Genomic DNA, 20164 nt, shown 5'->3' with positions numbered 1-20164 from the left:
GGACCACGGGTTGGAGCTCTCCGTGAAAACGGGGGAACCTCAGCTCGCGGCTGATCGCTTCCTCGGCATCGGCGACCGCCGACGACCACTCCTGCTCGGTATGGTCGCGCTCGAGCATGTCCCGGATCGTGCTCAGCTCGTGCGCGGCCACCGAGTAGGCGACCGCGGTGGTCGTGTGCTGACGAGCGGACGACCACGCGGCGAGGCCGGCGATCGTCGCGGCGACAATGCCCGCGAGGTCGAAGTCGACAGCACCCAGCGCCTTCGCCAAGGCCGCCGAGATCCCGACGATCTCGAAGCTCAGCGAGACGAACCCGAACTGATTGGCCCGCCGGTAGTGGTACTCCGCCTTGGTCGCGTACCAGTGCTGCTGCTCGAGCACCCGCGCCTCGTTGTAGACAGCGCGGCGCTGACCCAACGGGAGCTGCCGTACCTCGCGCATCCGGTCGCTGATGGTCCGACCGGTCGGCGGCGGAAAGTTCAGCGAACGCAGCGGACGCTGCAAGCGCCGCACCCGGTCGACGAGCAGCTGATCGGCAGCCGCTGCCGGCATACCGCTCGGGAACGGCGAACCGCCGACCATGTACTTCCAGGTGAGTGTCTTCACCGACTCGGCTAGTGCGCGCCCCTCGTACCAATCCTGATCGGGACGGTCACGCAGCTGCCAGACGTTCAGCGCGAGCATCGTCACGAACGCCACGGTCGTGACGATGGCGGCGGCATCGATACCGTGCGAGCCCACGCGAATGGTGAACGCGGCGAACACAGCCGCGACGACGGCCAGGACCAGTCGCGCACCATGAGCGCGCAGGAACTGGAACTGCCCCCGCAGCGAGGCAGAATCGGCAGATTGGTACAGAGCGGGATAGTCCTCGGTGGAGAACACGAACCCGTCCGCATGGCCCCCAGACACCCAACGAGAGTAGCAGTGATCTTCGGGCGGATTCGAGATACGTTTGACCACAGAATGTTTCACCGGGATGCGGGTTCGGATTGGGAATCCGAAATGCGATCTGGCGTAGGTGGTCTCGCCGTCCATCGTGATCACATCGCAGGTCCTGACGAGGACGGTCGGCATCCCCTCCTCGCCGAGGTCCACAGCGGCGGTTCAGCGGGCTGTCGAATATGTCACATATGGTCGGCATCCTCCGATACGCAGTCTGGCCGTAACGATCTCGGAGGGTGCGATGGTAGAACAGCTCAACGTAGGCAACGCCAAAGAAGGCATCGGCAGGACAGTCGACGGCATCGGCAAGGCCGCGCGAACCGCTTCAACGCAGTTCGTCGGGCAAGTCGGCAACGTCAAGGACGCTGCCAAAGGCAGGGTCGAGAAGCTGACCGTGAAGAAGCCGGACCCCTACGAATCGGCTGTGGCGGAATACAACGGTGTCTTCACCGCGATGGCTGACCGAGGCCTGTCTCTCTTGCGTCAGCGCGAACGCTCGACAGACCTGATCGAGCTGGTCGAGCAGCTGGTGAACAGCATCGCCAACACTCCGAAGTCATTCGATACCGACTTCGACGAGATCGAGGTGCACAAGAAGCACTTCCTGCAGGCGGAGGATTTCGCTCAGAAGGAGCTGGAAGCGGCACGGCTGTCGGCCGCAGGCGCCGGCGCCGGGTTCGCTGCGGGCACCGCGGTAGCGGGCCTCGCGCCTTCGGCGGCGATCTGGGTCGCCACCACCTTCGGGACGGCATCGACCGGGACCGCAATCTCGACCCTGTCCGGTGCCGCGGCCAGCCAGGCAGCATTGGCGTGGCTCGGTGGAGGCGCGCTGGCTGTCGGTGGCGGCGGCACGGCGGCAGGCACCACACTGCTTGCGCTGGCCGGCCCGATCGGCTGGACCATCGCGGGCGCAACCCTGCTCGCGTCCATCGCCCTGTTCGCGAAGAAGAAGTTCGAGAATCGAGAGGCGAAGCACGAAGCGCTGACGGCGATCAAGCGGAACACCGCCCTCGTCAAGGGCATGGACGCGCAGATCGAGGACCTCCTCCAGCGGACGACCGCGCTCCGCGAAGGTCTGGTCAAGGGCTACGGCGAAGCAGTGGTGCACTTCCGCGCCGACTTCCAAGCGCTCGCCCCTGCCGAGCGGTCGACACTCGCAACGTTGGTGAACAACACGAAGTCGTGCGCGGCCATGCTGAGCCTGCGCATCGAGCAGGACGCCGCCAGTGAGTGATGCTGCCGAGTTCCTTGCGAACACACAGGAGCAGGCAGTCGCGTCCTGGGTGAGCTATCTCAATCAGCTCCGCATCGACAACTTTCTGAGCGCGCTCAGCCAGCAGGACGTGCACCTCCAGGACGCGCTCACCAGCGTCGATGAAGCCGTCAGGAAGATCGACCTCGAGGTGGTCGCCGCCAACCGCGGCGGACAGCATGGCATGCACGGCTTCATCGCGGAGATCGCTGAGGTCGGGATCGGCAACGCCCGCAAGCAGATCCTCGGCCACGCGCCTGACTACCAGTGGGTGAACGACAACGGCCCCGTCGACCTGATGCGCGGAAGTGTTGAGATCCAGCAGAAGTTCGTCGCAGCGGGCGGGCGTTTCTCACTGGGCGCGATCACCGAGCACCTCCAGAAATATCCCGAGTACGTGAACAAGGGTGGGAAGTACCAGATCCCCAGTGATCACTTCGAGATGATTCAGCGGCTGCACACCTTGTCGCCCGAGGAAGCGAGCAAGCTGTCACGCAGCGGCGACGGACCTTCTCTCAGAGACTGGCAGCGGGTCCAGACGTTCTTCCAAACCAGATCGGTCGGCATCGAATCTCTCGAACCCTCGACGCTCAGATACGACGAAGTCCAACGCGATGTCTACACCTCGACCATGGCGGCGGAAAAGGACTCGCTTCGCGCCACGGACCGATCGCTGCGCGACGATGCCTACCAGCAGAGCCAGCCGAGTTTGCGAGAAGGAAGCACGGTCGCCCTCACCGCTGCTGTGACCGCGGGCGGAACAGCTTTTGTACTGGCCGTGTTCACAAGGCGTCGGCAAGGCAAGAGGCTCAAAGAGTTCACCGGTGAGGACTGGCTCGACATCGCAGGCGAGACCGGCATCGGCTTCGGCAAGGGCGGCGTCCGTGGGCTGAGCATCTACACGCTCACGAACTTCACCGCGACCTCCGCAGCAGTCGCAAGCTCGATCGTCACTGCGTCCTTCAGTATCGCCGAGCAAGCGAACAAGCTCCGCCGCAACGAGATCAACGAACTGGAGTTCATCGAAACCTCCGAGCTCATCGCCTTGGAGGCCGCAGTCCGTGCGCTGTCCTCTTTCGTCGGCCAGGCGGCCATCCCCATTCCGATCCTCGGTGCCGTCATCGGCAACACGGTCGGCATTGTGATGTACAAGGCCGTCGCATCCTCGTTGACGAAGCGAGAGGCGGCGCTGATCGAGCGCTACCTCGCCGAGCAGCGTGTGCTTGACGAGCAACTCGCCACCGAGTACCAGGCGCTTCTGGAAAAGTTGGACCAGAGCATGTCGGACTATCTCGGACTGCTCGAGCGCGCATTCTCACCCGACGTACAGGTCGCGTTCGTCGGATCGGTTGCGCTGGCGGCGGCACTTGGCGTGGTCACGGACGAGATTCTGGATTCCGAGGAGAAGGTCGACGCCTACTTCCTCGACTAGGGGCGTCCGCCGCAGCCACCGCATGCACGCTGAGCTGTCCTTGCGTCGAGTGTTGCCGGGGAGCGTGCTTACTGTCGGCCTCGGTCAGTGCCAACAAACTTTGTATGTCAGTGGGACGTGTAAAGAACTGGGCAGAAACTTTGTATATCGCTACCGACGTCGCGCTTTTTCCAGGTGACGTCGGGGCAAGCAGCCCGTTGATGATCGAGGCGCGAGGTTCCTGCCGCGTCGAAGGCGCATCGGTGGGGGAGCTTCAAGTCCGCCACTCTGATGACGATGCGATGTGCGTTTGCGTATCGATCGCGTAGCGGTGGCGTGCCTTTTGAATCCTCCAGGAAGCCGGGATCGTGATGGGCAACGGAAGTTTGCCCACGGAAGGCACTCACGATGCACCAGTTAGATATTCACGCTCTGCGCGAGCGCCCGGATGGCGAGCGAGAGGCACTACTTCACCACGTCGTCGATCTTGGCCTGCGGTTCAAATCGAGGACCGAGATCTTCGGTCAGCGCAGCGGCCCCCACGAGATCCGCGATCTGCTGCTGACGGAGCTGCCCGCCGAGCCGCTGACAGACGACGCGGTGATGGCGGACTTCGTGGCCCGGGTTCTCCCGCTCTGCAAGAACGAGGCATCACCACGGTTCATGGGCTTCGGAGACACCGGCGACGATCCGCTCGCTCTCGCGGGCACGATGCTCGCGGCGCTCACGCAACAGAACATGATCAACCAGTCGTTCGACAGCCCTAGCGCGACATTCATCGAGATCGCGGTATTGCGTTGGCTACGTGATCTACTCGGATATCCGAACCCGGCGGTCAGCGATGTGCGCACCGTGTGGGACGTCGGTGGCATGGTCACTCCGGGCGGGACCACCAGCAACACGGTGGCGATGATGCTCGCACGGGAAGCCAAGGCGCCGGAGACGATGCGGACAGGTGTCACCGACCCGCGCCGAATGGCGGTGGTTGTCCCGAAAGGCATCGGGCACTACAGCGTGAAGGCGGCGCTGACGTGGATCGGATGTGGGGCGCACGTCATCGAGGTCGGCACCGACGGGTTCCGTTACGACAAGCGCGAACTCGCTCGGACACTTCGCCGACACCGAGAATACGTGATGGCGGTGGTCGCCTACGCCGGCGACAGCAGGACACAAACGATCGACGATCTGCGCTCGGTGAACGAGATCGTCCGGGAGATTGGCCCCGGGATCTGGCTGCACGCCGATGCCTGCTGGGGGCTGCTGGCCGCTTTCAGTGCGGGCATGCGGGAGAAGATCGACGGCATAGCCGAATTCGACAGCATCACGGTCGACCCTCACAAGATCATGGCCGTCCCCTACGGGCTCAGCGCATTGTTGGTTCGTCAACCAGCTGTCATCCGGACCATCTCGACGTACTCGGATCTGATCATGCAGGAAGACTTCGCCTTCGGACAGGTCACTCCATTCATCGGCACCAAGGGTTGGATGTCGTTGAAGTTGTGGATGATGATGCTCGGCCGCGGCAGAACCGGGTTGGCCGCGCTGGCCGACCACCGAGCGACCTTGGCGCGACGCTTCGCTGCCCTCGTAGACGACCATCCCCGCCTTGTTCGTCTCAATGATCCAGACCTCGCCGCGGTCGTGTTCACGTACCTGCCATCCGGCATCAGTCCCGGCGCTATCGACGATGAAGGGCTTCGCGATGTCAACGATCTCAACATCGCGATTCACCGGCGAATGCTCGCGGAAGGACAGTGGCACCTGCATCAGTTCACCCTGCCTGACGACCTGGGACGTCTCCGAGAAGGCGCGATCGTGCACCCGCTGCGGTTCATGGCGAACAATCCTCAGCTCACGGAGGCCCACATGCGTGAAGTCCTCGCCTACCTCGACCACCTCGCGATCGAACTGGAGGAAACGCCATGACCGACAAGACCTTCCGCGCTGTCTACGAAACGGTCGGCACCTACGATAAACTGCTCTTGCGGCACTACTACGGTGGCACCGAGGACGTCGACCTTGTCGCGGACTGGCTGACCGAGCACTACGCCGCACCGGCCGCCACGTTGAACGTGGCCGAATTCGGCTGCGGTACAGGCCGAATTACCGACGCCGTCGCGCCGTACGCCGCCAGAATGGTTCTCGCCGACTACAGCGAAATCATGGTGTCCGCCGTCACCCAGAAGTTCCCCGATGCCGAAACGATGTGCGCGGATACCAGTGACGCTGTCGCGCAGCTTCTGTTAGAAGGGCAGGCCGGGGCCTTCGACCTGGTCTCCGCGTTCTGGTCGGTGAGTTATCCGATTGGCAAGTTCTTCGAGGAGCTTTCATCCGTGGGCGTCCGACTCCGGAGCGATCAAGCGAGCGCCGCCAACCAGGCTGGCCAGTTCGTGCACGACCTGGTTCGGCTGGTCGCGCCGGGTGGACACCTGTTGGCGATGTTGTTCGATGCGGAGAGTCCCGAACAGCAGTTGGTGACCAGGGCGTGGGAGAAGGTCGCGCCGTTCCCTCGGGGCGGGCGCGCGTACACACGCCACGTTCTGATCGACGCGCTCCGTGCCGCCGAGAGCCGTGGGGAGGGAACTCTGTCCCACCTCCGGCTCGGAGGAGTGGCGTGGGCGCCCAATCGGGAGGCTGCCCGTGAGTGGTTCTTCGGAGTGCATTTCAAACACCATCCCCAACTACTGGACGATCGTCAGGTAGCGCGGGAGGTCGAGGACTTTCTCGAACGCTACGAGATGGCGAGTGGCGGTGTCGCGATTCCGAGTGGAGTTCACTTCATCGACTTCCACGCAGTCGCCCACCCGTACGCGTCACTTCCGATCGGTATCGATTCATGACCCCGGAACTCTTCGCCGCGGCGGCGGAGATATGCCGCAAATTCGCGCCACCGCGCGGATATGGGCTGGTCTACGGCTCACAGGCCACAATCGGCGAGTCCCGGTCCGACCTCGACCTTGTCATCATCGGGCGCTCCCGTCCAGGGTGTCACTACATGACCGATCTCGTGGCCGCGGTGTGCGGGCTCCATGCTGACTTTGACCTTCTGACGGACACCGAGGTCGACTATGAGACAAAGCTTTTCGCGACTTACGCCGATGTCTGTTGCGCGGTCGAACTGCGGTGCTTTCCGCGTATACAAGGAGTGTTGAACCCAGCTCCCGTGGTTGCCGAGCCCGACTGGTTGAACTCTTCGGAGTTCGCGCAACGCCTAGTGCTCAATGCGCTGACCAGCGAACATGTCTTCCTAGGTGGAGACGTGCAGCGCTACCGAGCTGACCGATCGCGAGCGGAGCGGGCTGTTGCGTCGTTGGCGCTGGCCATGGTGGCCAAGCCCGAGGTCACCATCCAGGACGCTGTCGCGGTGCTCACTCGATCTCCCGAGGGAGCGTGGGGCAAGGACTTCCTCGGCTACCAACCGACCGCCCGCTTGTATTCGACGATCCAGTCCGGCTTCGCCGCGCTGGCCGCGGCGAACGTGGTCGAAGTCGTCGACGGTGCGAGATTCCGGAGATGCCGTGAGCCGGGTGGTGTGGTCGGCCCAGTCCAGGCCGCATGAGAAACCTGCGACAATAGCCTCACTATCCTCATTCGAAAGGAATCGAAGGTGAGCTCTGCCGGTGTCGTACCGCTGCTCGGACGTGTCGCTACCGCTGTGTCGGAGGCGATCGCCCGAGTCCGTCCGGAAACGGCGGATGCGGACCCGGTAGTGCGACGATCCGACCGCGCCGATTTTCAATCCAACGCCGCGTTACCGCTGGCCAAGCGAGTGGGAGTGCCGCCCGCGCAACTCGGTGGCGAGCTCGCTTCCTCCATCGACGGGAGCGGGGGCGTCATCGCCGACGTTCAGGTGTCGGGCCCGGGATTTCTGAACATCACCCTGGCCGACTCCGCGGTGTGGGAATCCGTGGCGGCCCGACTGGCAGACGACCGGTTGGGTATCCCGGCCACGGAGGACGGACGCCGAGTGGTCATCGACTACTCGGCCCCGAACGTGGCGAAAGAGATGCACGTCGGACACCTCCGTACCACCATCATCGGCGACAGCCTCGCCCGGATCTTCGGATTCCTCGGCGCCGATGTGGTGCGCGCCAACCACCTCGGCGACTGGGGCACGCAGTTCGGCATGCTCATCCAGTACATCGACGAGCATCCCGAATCGCCTTGGCACACAGAGGAGCTCGACGCCAACACTAGTTCGGTGTCGGCGTTGGATACGTTGTACAAGGCCGCGCGCGCTCAATTCGACGCCGACTCGGAGTTCGCCGATCGGGCGCGAACCCGAGTGGTCGCGCTGCAGGCCGGCAATCCCGACACCGTCGCTCGGTGGCGGGAGATCGTCGCGGAATCAGAGAAGGCGTTCGGCGCCATTTATGACCGTCTCGGTGTCCTGCTGACTCCCGATGACTACGTCGGGGAGTCGTTCTACAACGACCAGCTGGCCGTGACGGTGGCCGAGCTCGTCGACAAGGGTGTGGCGGTCGACAGCGACGGTGCCGTCGTCGTCCTGTCCGAGCAGGTCAATGGTCCGGACGACAAGCCCGCCGTGCTGATGGCTCGCAAGCGTGACGGCGGCTACGGCTACGACAGCACCGACCTCGCGACCATCCGGTACCGGATCGCCTCACTGCACGCGGATCGGTTGCTGTACGTCACCGACTCGCGCCAGGCCCTGCACTTTCAGCTGATCTTCGAGGCCGCCAGGCGGGTAGGTTGGCTGACTGACGCGATCCAGGTCGACCACGTCGCTTACGGAACGATTCTCGGACCGGACGGCAAGCCGTTCAAGACTCGTGCGGGCGGCACGGTCCGGCTGATGGATCTCCTCGATGAGGCGGTCGGGCGCGTCCGCGCCGTGGTCGCCGAGAAGAACCCGGAACTCGCGTCAGCCGAGCTCGACACCATCGCCGAGCAGGCGGGCATCGGGGCGGTGAAGTACGCGGATCTGTCGACCTCCCGAGTCAAGGACTACACCTTCGACCCTGTTCGAATGACGTCACTCAATGGCAACACCGGCGTCTATCTGCAGTACGCCCACGCTCGGGTTTGCTCGATCCTCCGCAAGGCGGACATCGCGGGTCCAGCCGCGGTCGACACGAACGGCCCGATGGAACCGGCCGAGCGTGAACTCGCGTTGGCCCTCGACGGGTACGGGACAGTCCTGGATGAGGTAGCCGGGGCACTGGAACCGCACCGGCTGGCCGGATATCTCTATGATCTCGCTCGCGCCTATACGACGTTCTACGATTCGTGCCCGGTGATCTCCGCTGAGGAGTCGATCCGTTCGAACCGAATCGCGCTGTGCCAGTTGACGGCTCGAACCCTCGAGCTCGGTTTGGGGCAGCTGGGCATTGCTGCTCCGCAACGAATGTGAGCTGTCGGCCGGACGCACACCGTCGTGGAGTTGTGTCCGGCCGGCGGAGCCGTACACTCCCAGCCAGGGAGTTCGATATCGAGAGGTAGGCCGACCAGGGATGACTTCCAACGGTCCATTTCCCCGGCACCTGCCGGACTCGACGGCGGATCCCGAGGCCATCGTCCAGAACGACTGGGAGGCCTTCGCCGAGCTCGAACATCTGCGCGACCACTGGAGCGTGAAGCAGTGGGCGCCTGGGCGCACCGGGTACTACTGGTACTTGACCTTCAATGACCCGGACCTGGTTGACTTGGCCGCGAAATGCCAGAACAGTCTCGACATCGCGGGTATCGACTCGGTGCCATCGGACGGTTTGCACCTCACGATCAGCAGTGTCGGCGACACGACCGCGATCACCGATGAGCAGATAGAAGACCTGGTCTCGGTTGCTCGCGAACGACTTTCGGAAGTGAAGCCGTTCGATCTGACTATCGGTCCGCTCAGCGGATCTCGAAGCGCGATTCGATTCTCGGTGGCGCCGTGGGATCCGCTGCTCGACCTACACCGAGTTCTGTCGGCATGCTCCAACGACTCTTCGCCAGACCGTGCGCCCCGCGATGTACCAGCGTCGTCTGCGCGGTTCCGGCCACACCTGGGCATCGCGTACAACAACACTGACCGCGCTGCGGCAGAGGTCATCGCCGCGGTTGCGGCTCTGCGGAGACCTGAGCGAGTCTCTGTTCGGGTCGACACCGTTGAGCTCGTCGTTCTCCGGCGCGAGGGGCGCTGCTATCGGTGGGACACACGGGCTGTGCTCGGACTGGGCGGCTAGCGAACGCTCTCTGGGGCAATGAGCGGTCGCGAGGCGCGCCGCCATTGCGTCAATCGCTCGAAATAGTCGCTCGACGGTCCGGGGTAGTGGGCATCAAGGAGAGCGCCGAGCTCGTTCGCTCGCTGCCACACCGAGCGGATAGGCCGATCCGCCGAAGCGTCGAGCGCCTCGATCCCGAAATGAACCGCCTGTTCGATTTCTGGCGAGCGCTGGAGAGTCAGCGCGGTCGCTACATCCAAGTTCACCAATGCGCGGCTCCAAACAGAGTCCGACTGCGAGACATACTCGTTGACCAAGCTCCCGTACTCGAGTGCTTTGTCGAATCGCCCAGCGGAGAGGAATGCCGTCGCGGCGTTGGCTAGCAGGCGGGCCTTGCCGTACGAACCGAAGGTGAGTGCCGGAGTCAGACCGGGCGTGACGTTCATACGATCAGCCAACGCCATTGCCTGCTCGACCGAGCGCTCGACGTCGGCGGCGCCGCCCAGTTTTCCCTGTGCGCGAGCCAACCCGTTGGAGTACAAGCGGATCGTTTGAGAGCCTGTCTTGGCCATGGCGATTCCTTGCTCCGCCAGAGCTGCGGCTTCCGCGAAATCGCCTGCGTAGTAGGCGCAGAAGCTTTCGGTGGACTTCACCCAGGCGAGCATTTCGTGGTCATCGGTGAACGAGGCCATTACCTGAGCCTCGCGGCAGTACATACGCGCCGCACCGAACCGACCACAGTTGACCGCCATATACGCGAGGACGCCGGAGATTTGGGACGCTATCCGGTAGAGGCTCTCGACGTGGGCTGGGTGACGTCGTTGCTGAAGAAGGAGATTGGCACGCTGCCGAAGCTCTCGGGTGTCGATCGCGAGCTCCCGCGGCCCCTCCGTCTCGTACCGGTCGACGATGTCGTCGAGCGCGAGGCGGAACCCGTCGACGAGCTCGCCGTCTCCGTGAAGCCCGGTGAGATCTTGAAGCTGACCAACGATCGCATCGGGCTGGTCGAATCGAGCCACTGGCGCGGTTGGCGTCGGGTACCGAATATCGGCGCATGCGCTGTCGAACCTGCTGCGTTGTTCTGCATCGAGACGCTGAAGCAGCGTATCCATCGCCGCTGCATGCTGATTGGCGAGAGTGATTGTCGTGCCACGCTTCTCCCACTTGCGGACGACGGCTTCGGTGAAGCCGAGTCGATCGGCGAGTTCAGCCTGAGTCACCCGAAGCGCGGCGGTCCGAATCGCACGAACCTCGACGCCAGTCCATTCTCCCACCACCACGATGCCCCCCGAAGTTCGGCTCTTACCGTGTAACCGCTGGTAAGAGCGTAGAACGCCGCGGGGGTGCTGTCACCGTGTCGGGCGACAGCAATCTGATGCCGAACGTAGGAGACTTCGACTGGCGCTGAGAAGAGGCGCAATCCATCCCCGAGTACCACTCCTCACCCCTGCGCGGCAGCAGCTCCCTGCTGGTCGGCTACCGCAGTTGTGCGAATGTTCTTGACGATCGCGACGATCCGATCCACATCGTTCTCGGAGAAGATATCTTCCGGACCGCTTGGAGCAACCGACTTGAACGGCGGTTCGTAGAGCGCGCCCACATCGATCACCCCGTTCTTGGTGAGGTAGTCGACTAGCAGCTTCAGGTAGTGGAGCTGGTTCGCGGTCAGGTTGCGCCCCGTGTGGAACTCGTCGAAGGCGGCGGCCGCCGCGGTTGCATCGAGACCGACGAGGGATCTCAGAAACAGCCCGAGACCGCCGTGCATGCTGGCGGCGTGTTCGATGTCCTCGAGGGTGCCGAAGCTGTTGTCGATGAAGATCTCCTCGAGTTCGGCGAGGTCGGCAGAGGTGATCTGCTTGTTGCGCAATAGTTTCTGGACGGCGAGCTTGTCCTCATGGCTGCGCATGTAGGTGCGGACCTTCGACTCGAAGCGCGCCATGCCCTTGCCTCCGCCAGGCAGGACTGTCATCTCAACATCGGCGACTTCGCCCAGCTCGTCCTGGAAATCGGTGTAGAGAGGATTCTGTGCTCCCTTGGGCGGGATCGCTTTGACCAGGCCGCGCAGCCGTCGCCTGAGTGTTTCCAGCATGGCGACGGTGACATCCTCCCACCACGCGTCGCCGGCAACATCTTCGAGGAAGTCGTGCCGCTGCCGGATAGCGGTGATGGTATTGAGGCCAGGATCGAGCAGCGCGCTCGCGATCTCCTGGACCTTCTCGCGCAGTGCGTCGTATCCGGTGTCGCCGGTGAGCCGAGCCAACTGCAAGCGATACGCCAGAAGATCGAATCGTTTCGCCGCCGGACTCGGATCGTCGTCTTTGAACTGGGTGGGCAATCCGGCAAGCGCCCCGACCTCGACCCGGATCTCCGGAGTGACGATGTCCCAGCTGCCGAGCTCGGTGTATTTCTCGACGTGCTGCAGTTGCTTGCGAACCTCCACATTCCGCGTATCCATGCCCGCCACCTCCACCCGGAGATGTTCGGCGAGCTGCCACCGCACGTCCGGCAGATCCTTGGGTTCACGGTCGGGAATCTCGGCGGGCCTACCGCCGGGGGGCTGGAGCTGGTCGATGTCGCGCAGGAGGTCGGCTCGGGCGGCGAACACCTTCTCGCTCATCGAAGCCTGAGTGCGGCCCTCGGCGGTGGGCAAATCTTGATTGAAGTACTCGACGTTCTGGCACAGGTCGAACACAAGGAACCGTTCCTTGTCCTTGTTCGGTGCGTACAGGTCCGGGCACAGCCGGGTGCCGCGGCCGATCATCTGCCAGTACTTGGTGCTGGTGCGTACGGCCTTGGCGAACACCAGGTTCGCGACGGCGGGCACGTCGAGGCCGGTGTCGAGCATGTCCACCGAGACGGCGATATGGGGCGCCTTGCCCGGGTTCTCGAACTTGTCGATGAGGCTCTGGGCATGGCTCACGCTGTGGGTGATCATCTCGATGAAATCGCCCGGCATGTCCGGGTAGAGCACCCGGAATCGTTGCACGATCAGTTCGGCGTGGCGGTTGTTGCGGGCGAAGATGATGGTCTTGCCGATGCGTTCCCCGTCGGCGACGCGGTCGCCCTGTTCCATGAGGACGAGCAACATCTGGTCGATGGTGTCGTGATTGAACAGGAAGCTGTTGAGCGCGTGCGCGTCGACGGAATCGGGGATGTCCTCGTCATCGCGCCACTCGAGGTCTTCCCAGTAGTCCTTCTCGTCGTCGGAGAGTTCGTCGTAGCGAATGCCGGTGCGCAGGAACTTCAACGGCACCGATTTGGCTTCTGGAGCGACGAGATAGCCCTCTTCCACGGCCTGTTTCAGGTCGTAGGCGTCGGTCGGAACACCTTCTTCGAGATGGAACAGCCGGTAGGTGTTGCGGTCGATCTCGTCTTTCGGGGTGGCGGTCAAGCCCACCAGCAGCGAGTCGAAGTGCTCGAAGATCACGCCGTATTTCTGGTACACCGACCGGTGCGCTTCGTCGATGACGACGAGATCGAAGTATCCGGGGCCGAACCTGCGTTGCTCGGTCTCGTCGATCTCGTTGATGAGGTTCAGCATCGTCGGGTACGTGGATACGTAGACGCGGGCGTTGTTGTCCTTCTCGGTGAGCAGGTTCACCGTCGGCACACTCGGCAGATGGGTTTTGAATGCGTTCGTCGCCTGTGACACCAGCACCTGCCGGTCGGCGAGGAACAGCACCCGCTTCACCCAGCCGGCCCGGATCAGCTGATCGACGAGTGCGATCACGGTGCGGGTCTTGCCCGTACCGGTCGCCATCACCAGCAGCGCCTGGCGCTGTTTGTCCTTCTCGAACGCATCGCCGATGCGTCCGATTGCCCGCTTCTGATAGTGCCTTCCCGCGATGATCTCGTTGACCGGTTCGGTGGCCAACGACTTGCGGCGGGCACGCCGCTGAATCAACAGCCGCAGTTGGTCTTTGCTGAAGAAGCCCTGGACCGGGCGGGGCGGGTAGAAGGCGTCGTCCCAGATCTGGGTTTCGTAACCGTTGGTGTAGAAGATGATCGGCCGCTGCCCGTGCTGCTGCTCGAGCGCGTCGGCGTACAACGACGCCTGATACTTGCCCGACTCCACACTCTTGGATGTGCGTTTCGCTTCGACGACGGCGAGCGGCTTGCCGTTGTCGTCCCACAGCACGTAGTCGACCTTGCCCTTACCGCTGTCAGTCGGCATTCCCGTTACCGGGTATTCGCGGTCGTCGGGGCCGTTCAGCGCCCAGCCCGCCTCCAGGAGCAGCAGGTCGATCAGCTGGGTGCGGGTCTGCGCCTCGGAGTAATCATGGTGATCCGGCACCGTGGCATTGGCGGCCTTCGCCGCCTTCACCTCGGCCCGTAGCCGCTTGACCTCGTCGTCGAGTTCCTTGCGCTGCTTGCGCTCCGTCGCCAGCTCTGCCTGCTGCGCCGCGAAATCCGCGGCCATCTGCTGAACCTCGGCGTACTTCTTGCGCTGCACCTCAGCCGGGACCGGGCGGGGGATCAGCGAGGTATCAAACCGCTGCCCGTCGAACGGCTTCCCTTCCTCGGTGCGCGCGTAGGTGCGGCCCAGCCAATACAGCACATGGAACAGCTCACCGACCGCGTTCACCGCATCCTGCGCAGGCACCTCACCCGAACGATGCACCGCGACATTCCCGCGCCGCCGAACCACATCCATCTTCGTGACGATCACCGACCCCGCCACCTGCACTAGGGTCGGCTCCTTGAGCTTGGCGTTCAGGTCATCGCGATACGGCATCCGCAGCGTGTCATCGGCCTTGAACACCCAGTTGACCGCCAACTCCAACGCCCGCCGTGCGAAGAAGCACGCGACTCGCGGATCGCCTACCGCGCTCCGCTCCGCCCGCGCAGCCTCGGTGAACAGGTCCGGCCACTCGGCTTGCAGGAAGTCGAAGTTGCTCTCGGCCACGAAAGGTCCTCCCCTTAAAGATCTTTCAGGTCATCTTGCCAGAGTTCGCCGCGGAAGGCGCGGGACTGGATGGAGGTGAAGAGTTCGTCTAGTTGGCGGAGATGTCGTTCCGCAGTCGACCGTGCTTCTCGGATCTCCCGAGTACGCTGTGCGTAACTTTCTTGCAATCGCAGAGGCGGGAGGGCGACAGGTAGAGACTTGATAATGCCCATGTTTAGTCCGGACATGATCGCACCCTTCGCGGTCTGTCGAAGGTATTGTTGCGCGACTGGGTGCTGAAGAAAGTAGCTGTGAAGGTATTCGGGTAGACAGGCGCGCTGATCAAGTGTGATGCAGCAAAGGTGCTTAGTGTTAATCGCGGTAGGGATGTCGTCTGGTACGATCGCGCAACGGCCACAGGTTCCCATGATTGTGATCAGCACATCGCCGGGGAATACGGTATAGCGCTGGAGTTGGCGGTACTTCGCATCTGTGATGTACCGCGCCTTGGCCCATTTGAATTCGTTATTAACGGCGTTGTCGATACCGAGAACCGGTATTCCTTCATCCACGAATTCTTCGTGGCGAAGCTGGCTTCCGAAAGGTCCGGTGCGGATGGAGTTCTTGGTATTTGCAGCGAGTTCCTCAACAGTGCTCGACCGGAACTCTGATCCTGCGCTGCCAAACATGTCGAGGAAGACGGATTGGGCGAGGTCGTCGAGGAGGGCGATGGACTTCCGGCGCTTCTCCCGCAGCGCATCCACCTGATCCAGCACCTCTGCAATCCTCCGCTGTTCGGCCAGATCTAGCAGTGAAATACCTGTTCCGAGCAGGGCATCTCGGCCTAGAGTTGCCTGGTTCACCCACTGTCGACACATCGATTTGTAGGTACCGCGCTGGAACTCTGCATTCAGCCAGCGTGTTAGGTAACTCGGATCGAGACGTGAGGTGTCGGTTCGCAATCGAAGGAAGTGGTTGCTGAACACGGTGGGTTCGGTGAGATTGCGGACCATCACGGTCTTGCCGACAAGGTCGGGGCTATTGGTTGCGTTGAATAGGACATCACCTTCCTTCAGTAAGGTGCCGGGAATGCCCTTGTGATTCGACGGAACGAGACGCTTCTTCGTTGTATCCAGTCGACCATCCCTGGTGACATTGTTCATGCGGATCTGGAAAACGCCGTTCTGCACTTCCTCTCCACATGCGAACCCGGATTTCGCTTCCGTGACAACTTCGTCCAACCGGACCCGATGTGGCGCGCTCATGCCAACATTCCCTTCAGGACCGACATGCCCTGTTGAATCTCTGCCTCGATCAACTCCAACTCTTCGATGATCTCCAGCGGCGGCCGATGCTCCACTTCCTCATGGATGATCTCCTTGTACCGGTTGAGGCTGAGGTCGTAGTCCTGGGCGGCGATGTCGGTCTTGGGTACGCAGAAACTCTGTTCGGTACGGGTGCGCTTGCGTTCGGTGGTGGTGCGCTGGGACCAGCGGGCGAGGACGTCGGGGAGGTTGTTCTTGGTGTGCTCGTCGGCGGCGAGAGTTGCTCGCACGCCGAGTTTTTCATCGGCGAGCAGAGGATTGCGCTTGTCGTCGAGGCTGAAGCCGTCGGCGGTGACATCGTAGAACCACACCTGGTCGGTCTCGTCGTCCTTGGTGAAGAACAGGATCGCTGTCGACACACCGGCGTACGGCTTGAAGACGCCGGAGGGGAGTTTGACCACGGCGTCGAGGCCGTGCTCTTCGACGAGGAGTTGGCGCAGATCCTTGTGCGCTTTGGAGGAGCCGAACAGCACGCCGTCGGGAACGATGACCGCCGCCCGGCCGCCGGTCTTGAGCAGGCGCAGGAACAGGGCGAGAAAGAGCAGTTCGGTCTTCTTCGTCTTCACCACCTGAAGCAGGTCCTTGGCGGTGGTTTCGAAGTCGAGGCTGCCTGCGAACGGCGGGTTGGCGAGGATCATTGAGTAGCGGCCGGCTTCGCCAGCGACCGATTCGGCGAGGGAGTCGCGGTAGCGGATGTCGGGGTGTTCGATCTGGTGCATGAGCATGTTCATGCTGGCGATGCGCAGCATGGTGGAATCGAAGTCGAAACCGTGGAACATGCTGCGGTGGAAGTGATCCTGCTGTGCGGAGTCGAGCAGGGCGTCGCGATGGGTGTGCTGGATGTACTCGGCGGCGCCGACGAGGAAGCCGGCGGTGCCGCATGCCGGATCGCAGATTTCATCGTTGGGGCCTGGCGCCATCATCGCGACCATGAGGTCGATGATGTGGCGCGGGGTGCGGAACTGGCCGTTCTGGCCCGCGGTGGCGATCTTGGACAGCATGTACTCGTACAGATCGCCCTTGACGTCGCCGTCGCCGAGCGGCAGTTCGTCGAGCATGTCCACGGCTTTGGTGAGCAGGCTCGCCGTCGGGATGGTGAATCGGGCGTCCTTCATGTGCTCGCCATAAGTCGACTCCTCGCCACCGAGCAGCCGCAACCAGGGGAACACGTCGTCACGGACAGTTCGCAGCAGCTGGTCCGGCCCCAGCTCCTGGAATTTCGACCAGCGCAGCGAGTCGGTGTCGGCGTCGTAGATCGGGTTTTCGATCGGCCGCCCACTGCGGTTGGCCTTGCGTTCCTTGCCGGTCTGTAGCTCGTCGAGGCGCTTGAGGAACATCAGGTAGGTGATCTGCTCGATCACCTCCAGCGGATTTGAGATACCGCCCGACCAGAACGCATCCCAGAGCCGGTCGATCTTGCTCCGCAGTTCCCCTGTGATCATGCGATGAGGGTATCGGAACGCGGCGACACGCTCGGCAACACTCGACGAGGAGCAGCTGTGTGATGCGTCTGGTCGTGTGATGCCCTGGTTATCGCCCTCGGGTGGACCGCCCGCGGTTTGACCGTCAACGTTCGAGGCAGGTGGACGCTGTCTAGCCCGGCCCGGTATAGAATATGTGTTCGATATCGGGTATGTCATTCGGCTGAGCGTTGCGTTGGTGGTTCACCGCACATAGCTAGTGCCGCGTCTGGAAAGGTTGATGCGGTAACGGCTCGAGGTGGTGGGTTGATCCGTGGCCGGTGACCGGTGATGCTGCCTGACGGAGGTGGTGCCGGTGGCTCGCAAGCCGGATGTGTTCGTCAGAGCGGTAACCCCGGAGGAAGGCCGCAAACTCGCCCAGATCGCCCGGCGCAGCACAGTGCCGGTCCGGATGCGGCGGGCCGTGGTGGTGATGGCCTCGGCCCAGCATCAGCCGGTCGGGCTGATCGCGAAGCTGATGCAGGTGTCGGAATCCTATGTGCGGCAAGTGATCCACGACTTCAACGCCCATGGATTCGAGGCACTCGACCCAAAATGGAGCGGGGGCAGGCCGGCGAAGACCGATCGAGCGACACGTGATCGGATCACTCAGATCGCCCGGTGCTGCCCCGTGATCTGGGCTGGCCGTTCAGTGTGTGGAGCCTGTCGAAGCTGGTGGAAGTGTTGCGGGGCAACGGCATCGCCGACGTCAGCCGGGAGACGCTGCGCGTGATCCTGAAGGCTGGCGGGGTGTCGTGGCAGTCCACCAAAACGTGGAAGTCCAGCAACGACCCGGAATTCGTCGCCAAGATGAGCCGGGTGCTCGACCTCTACGACAATCCGCCCGAAGACGGGCGGGTGATTTGCGTGGACGAGTTCGGGCCGTTGAATCTGCTCCCACGAGCGGGCCGTGGCTGGTTCGCCGCTGGTCGGCCCAAGCGGTTGCGGGCGACCTACCACCGCGCCCAGGGTGTCCGGCACATGTTCGGTGCTCTGGACCTGGCAAGTGGCCAGTTGTACTACCGGATCCGGGACCGGAAACGATGGATGGAGTTGCTGTCGTTTCTGAAGTCGTTGCGGGCTCGCTGGCCGGGCGAGAAACTGTATCTGATCTGCGACAACTACTCGGTCCACAAGCGAGCCGAGGTCCGGGCGTGGTGCGCGGGCAACGATGTCGAGTTGGTGTTCTTGCCGACGTATTCGTCGTGGCTGAACCGTATCGAGTGCGAGTTCGCCGCGCTGCGGTACTTCGCGTTGAACGGGACCGACCACCGCAGCCACGCCGAGCAGGACGCGGCGATCGGTGACTACATCCGCTGGCGTAACCAGCACGCCGGACCTATCCGCGACTTCGCGGTCGGCGCGAAGATCCGGCGGCCGGATTACCTACCCGACGTTGCTCGACGCGGCACTAGCTCTACTACTGCCTCCAGAAGCGCCAGGAATTCGACCTCGTCAAGGCCTTCGGGCGACCCGCCACACCCACACCGGAACCCCTCGCAGCTTGACACGTGCAAAAGAACTTCACACATCGCCATGATATGTAAAAAAAGTCGAGAAAACTTTACATGTCCCGGGAGTTGGGGCAGATTGGGTGGATGACCAGTTGGCGTCCGGATGTCCCGTACAACGACCTTCCGGCGGTTCCGAAGCCCGAGGTTCTCGAGACTCGACCTGTGCTGAAAGCAGCGATTGCGGCAAACAGGGCGCTGGCGCAGCTCGACCAGGCGGCCATGGCCATGCCCAACCCGACGGTGCTGATCAACACGATCCCGCTGCTGGAGGCGCAGGCCAGCTCGGCGATCGAGAACATCGTCACCACCACGGATGCGCTTTTCCGGCACGTCGATGACGATGCCAACGCCGACGCCGCGACCAGGGAGACTCTTCGGTATCGACACGCGCTGCGCATCGGCTATGACCACACAGTGACCCGCGGGCTCACCGCCTCGACCGCGGTAGAGGTGTGCGGGATCATCAAGAACCGGCAGATGAGGCTCCGTGATCTGCCGGGTACCCGTATCGGAAATCCGGTGACCAACGAGGTCATCTACAGTCCGCCGGAAGGTCAGGAGGTCATCGCTGCGAAAATGGCCGACTGGGAGCGGTTCGTGCACTCCGAAGACGGTGTGGATCCGCTGATTATCATGGCTGCCGCGCACTACCAGTTCGAGGCCATCCACCCGTTCTCCGACGCCAACGGTCGGACCGGACGCATCTTGAACGTGCTGATGCTGGTAGAAGCCGGATTGCTGCGGCTCCCGGTGCTGTACTTGTCGCGCTACATCATCGACACCAAGCGTCAGTACTACCGGCGGCTGCGTGCGGTCACCGCCGAGAGGGACTGGGAGTCCTGGTTGCTCTACATTCTCGCCGGTGTCACGCAGACTTCGGAGACCACCGTGGCGAAGATCAACAACATCAGGCAGCTCCAGGAGAACTTCGCGCAGCGGGCCAGGGCAGTGTGCAAGGGCGGATCCGATTCGGAGTTTCAGGCGGTGCTGTTCGAACAGCCGTACTGCCGCATCGCAACAGTGATGGAACGCTGTGGTGTTTCGCGGCCGACCGCAACGGGATGGTTGAACGGGCTGGCCGAAGCCGGGATGATTCGAGACGTGAAGATCGGTCGCGACCGGGTGTTCATCAATGCGGAGTTCCTGGATCTACTGACGGCTCCTTGACGCTCACGGGAGGTCTCGTCGGTCCCGGGCGGACATC

15 protein-coding genes are annotated in these 20164 nt (G+C 62.9%); 10 read left to right on the top strand and 5 right to left on the bottom strand.

Translation table 11 applies throughout. The features are described 5' to 3' along the window. Positions 1 to 1078 (bottom strand): DUF4231 domain-containing protein (locus V8688_RS17545; RefSeq protein WP_342801259.1); only part of this gene is annotated, 1078 nt, incomplete at its 3' end. 109 nt (positions 1079 to 1187) lie between these two features. Here V8688_RS17545 and V8688_RS17540 point away from each other — a divergent pair. The 7 genes from V8688_RS17540 to V8688_RS17510 all read left to right on the top strand — a co-directional run bounded on the left by V8688_RS17540 (position 1188) and on the right by V8688_RS17510 (position 9797). Beyond that, on the top strand, positions 1188 to 2180 hold the full coding sequence (locus V8688_RS17540) for a hypothetical protein (protein WP_342801258.1): 993 nt from the start codon (positions 1188 to 1190) through the stop codon (positions 2178 to 2180). Continuing rightward, positions 2173 to 3630 (top strand): hypothetical protein, encoded by a 1458-nt coding sequence (locus V8688_RS17535; RefSeq protein ID WP_342801257.1) that lies wholly within the window; start codon positions 2173 to 2175, stop codon positions 3628 to 3630. Before V8688_RS17540 ends, V8688_RS17535 begins: the two co-directional genes overlap by 8 nt. Before the next feature lie 387 nt (positions 3631 to 4017). Next, positions 4018 to 5535, top strand: coding sequence for a pyridoxal-dependent decarboxylase (locus V8688_RS17530; protein WP_342801256.1), 1518 nt, complete (start codon positions 4018 to 4020; stop codon positions 5533 to 5535). Further along, on the top strand, positions 5532 to 6449 hold the full coding sequence (locus tag V8688_RS17525; RefSeq protein ID WP_342801255.1) for a class I SAM-dependent methyltransferase: 918 nt from the start codon (positions 5532 to 5534) through the stop codon (positions 6447 to 6449). The genes V8688_RS17530 and V8688_RS17525 overlap by 4 nt, the downstream gene beginning before the upstream one ends. After that, positions 6446 to 7168: a hypothetical protein gene (locus tag V8688_RS17520; RefSeq protein ID WP_342801254.1), complete on the top strand. Its 723-nt coding sequence runs from the start codon at positions 6446 to 6448 to the stop codon at positions 7166 to 7168. The genes V8688_RS17525 and V8688_RS17520 overlap by 4 nt, the downstream gene beginning before the upstream one ends. A 48-nt stretch (positions 7169 to 7216) precedes the next feature. Continuing rightward, positions 7217 to 8983, top strand: coding sequence for an arginine--tRNA ligase (argS, locus tag V8688_RS17515; protein WP_342801253.1), 1767 nt, complete (start codon positions 7217 to 7219; stop codon positions 8981 to 8983). A gap of 100 nt (positions 8984 to 9083) precedes the next feature. Then, the gene (locus V8688_RS17510; protein WP_342801252.1) at positions 9084 to 9797 is read left to right on the top strand and encodes a 2'-5' RNA ligase family protein; all 714 of its coding nucleotides are present in this window, start codon (positions 9084 to 9086) and stop codon (positions 9795 to 9797) included. Here V8688_RS17510 and V8688_RS17505 read toward each other — a convergent pair. From V8688_RS17505 to V8688_RS17490, 4 genes are all read right to left on the bottom strand, one after another. Further along, complete coding sequence (locus V8688_RS17505) at positions 9794 to 11056, bottom strand: hypothetical protein (protein ID WP_342801251.1); 1263 nt, start codon at positions 11054 to 11056, stop codon at positions 9794 to 9796. The two genes, V8688_RS17510 and V8688_RS17505, sit on opposite strands and share 4 nt — an antisense overlap. Positions 11057 to 11217: 161 nt before the next feature. Beyond that, the gene (locus tag V8688_RS17500) at positions 11218 to 14682 is read right to left on the bottom strand and encodes a DEAD/DEAH box helicase family protein (RefSeq protein WP_342801250.1); all 3465 of its coding nucleotides are present in this window, start codon (positions 14680 to 14682) and stop codon (positions 11218 to 11220) included. A 14-nt stretch (positions 14683 to 14696) separates the two neighbouring features. Then, entirely contained in the window at positions 14697 to 15926 is a 1230-nt protein-coding gene (locus V8688_RS17495; protein ID WP_342801249.1) for a restriction endonuclease subunit S, read from the bottom strand. Further along, complete coding sequence (locus tag V8688_RS17490) at positions 15923 to 17428, bottom strand: class I SAM-dependent DNA methyltransferase (protein WP_342801261.1); 1506 nt, start codon at positions 17426 to 17428, stop codon at positions 15923 to 15925. The genes V8688_RS17495 and V8688_RS17490 overlap by 4 nt, the downstream gene beginning before the upstream one ends. A 430-nt stretch (positions 17429 to 17858) precedes the next feature. Between V8688_RS17490 and V8688_RS17485 the strand changes: the two genes are divergently transcribed. The 3 genes from V8688_RS17485 to V8688_RS17475 are packed head-to-tail and all read left to right on the top strand — an operon-like array spanning position 17859 to position 20127. After that, entirely contained in the window at positions 17859 to 18179 is a 321-nt protein-coding gene (locus V8688_RS17485) for a helix-turn-helix domain-containing protein (protein WP_342801260.1), read from the top strand. Continuing rightward, complete coding sequence (locus V8688_RS17480; RefSeq protein ID WP_342801248.1) at positions 18068 to 19048, top strand: IS630 family transposase; 981 nt, start codon at positions 18068 to 18070, stop codon at positions 19046 to 19048. Before V8688_RS17485 ends, V8688_RS17480 begins: the two co-directional genes overlap by 112 nt. Next, complete coding sequence (locus V8688_RS17475) at positions 19045 to 20127, top strand: Fic/DOC family N-terminal domain-containing protein (RefSeq protein WP_342801247.1); 1083 nt, start codon at positions 19045 to 19047, stop codon at positions 20125 to 20127. Before V8688_RS17480 ends, V8688_RS17475 begins: the two co-directional genes overlap by 4 nt. The last annotated feature ends 37 nt before the right edge of the window (positions 20128 to 20164 follow it).

This window comes from Nocardia sp. No.11 (genome assembly GCF_038752175.1).
Classification (GTDB): Bacteria; Actinomycetota; Actinomycetes; order Mycobacteriales; family Mycobacteriaceae; genus Nocardia; species Nocardia canadensis.
The sequence above is the reverse complement of the archived record's forward strand: the minus strand, read 5'-3'. Positions and strand labels throughout refer to the sequence as shown.

What these genes read in the sequence shown, in the direction of transcription:
- V8688_RS17540 (WP_342801258.1), top strand. Translation starts at nt 1,188, where the DNA reads ATGGTAGAACAGCTCAACGTAGGCAACGCCAAAGAAGGCATCGGCAGG.
- V8688_RS17530 (WP_342801256.1), top strand. Translation starts at nt 4,018, where the DNA reads ATGCACCAGTTAGATATTCACGCTCTGCGCGAGCGCCCGGATGGCGAG.
- V8688_RS17525 (WP_342801255.1), top strand. Translation starts at nt 5,532, where the DNA reads ATGACCGACAAGACCTTCCGCGCTGTCTACGAAACGGTCGGCACCTAC.
- V8688_RS17520 (WP_342801254.1), top strand. Translation starts at nt 6,446, where the DNA reads ATGACCCCGGAACTCTTCGCCGCGGCGGCGGAGATATGCCGCAAATTC.
- V8688_RS17510 (WP_342801252.1), top strand. Translation starts at nt 9,084, where the DNA reads ATGACTTCCAACGGTCCATTTCCCCGGCACCTGCCGGACTCGACGGCG.
- V8688_RS17495 (WP_342801249.1), bottom strand. Translation starts at nt 15,926, where the DNA reads ATGAGCGCGCCACATCGGGTCCGGTTGGACGAAGTTGTCACGGAAGCG.
- V8688_RS17490 (WP_342801261.1), bottom strand. Translation starts at nt 17,428, where the DNA reads ATGATCACAGGGGAACTGCGGAGCAAGATCGACCGGCTCTGGGATGCG.
- V8688_RS17485 (WP_342801260.1), top strand. Translation starts at nt 17,859, where the DNA reads ATGCGGCGGGCCGTGGTGGTGATGGCCTCGGCCCAGCATCAGCCGGTC.
- V8688_RS17475 (WP_342801247.1), top strand. Translation starts at nt 19,045, where the DNA reads ATGACCAGTTGGCGTCCGGATGTCCCGTACAACGACCTTCCGGCGGTT.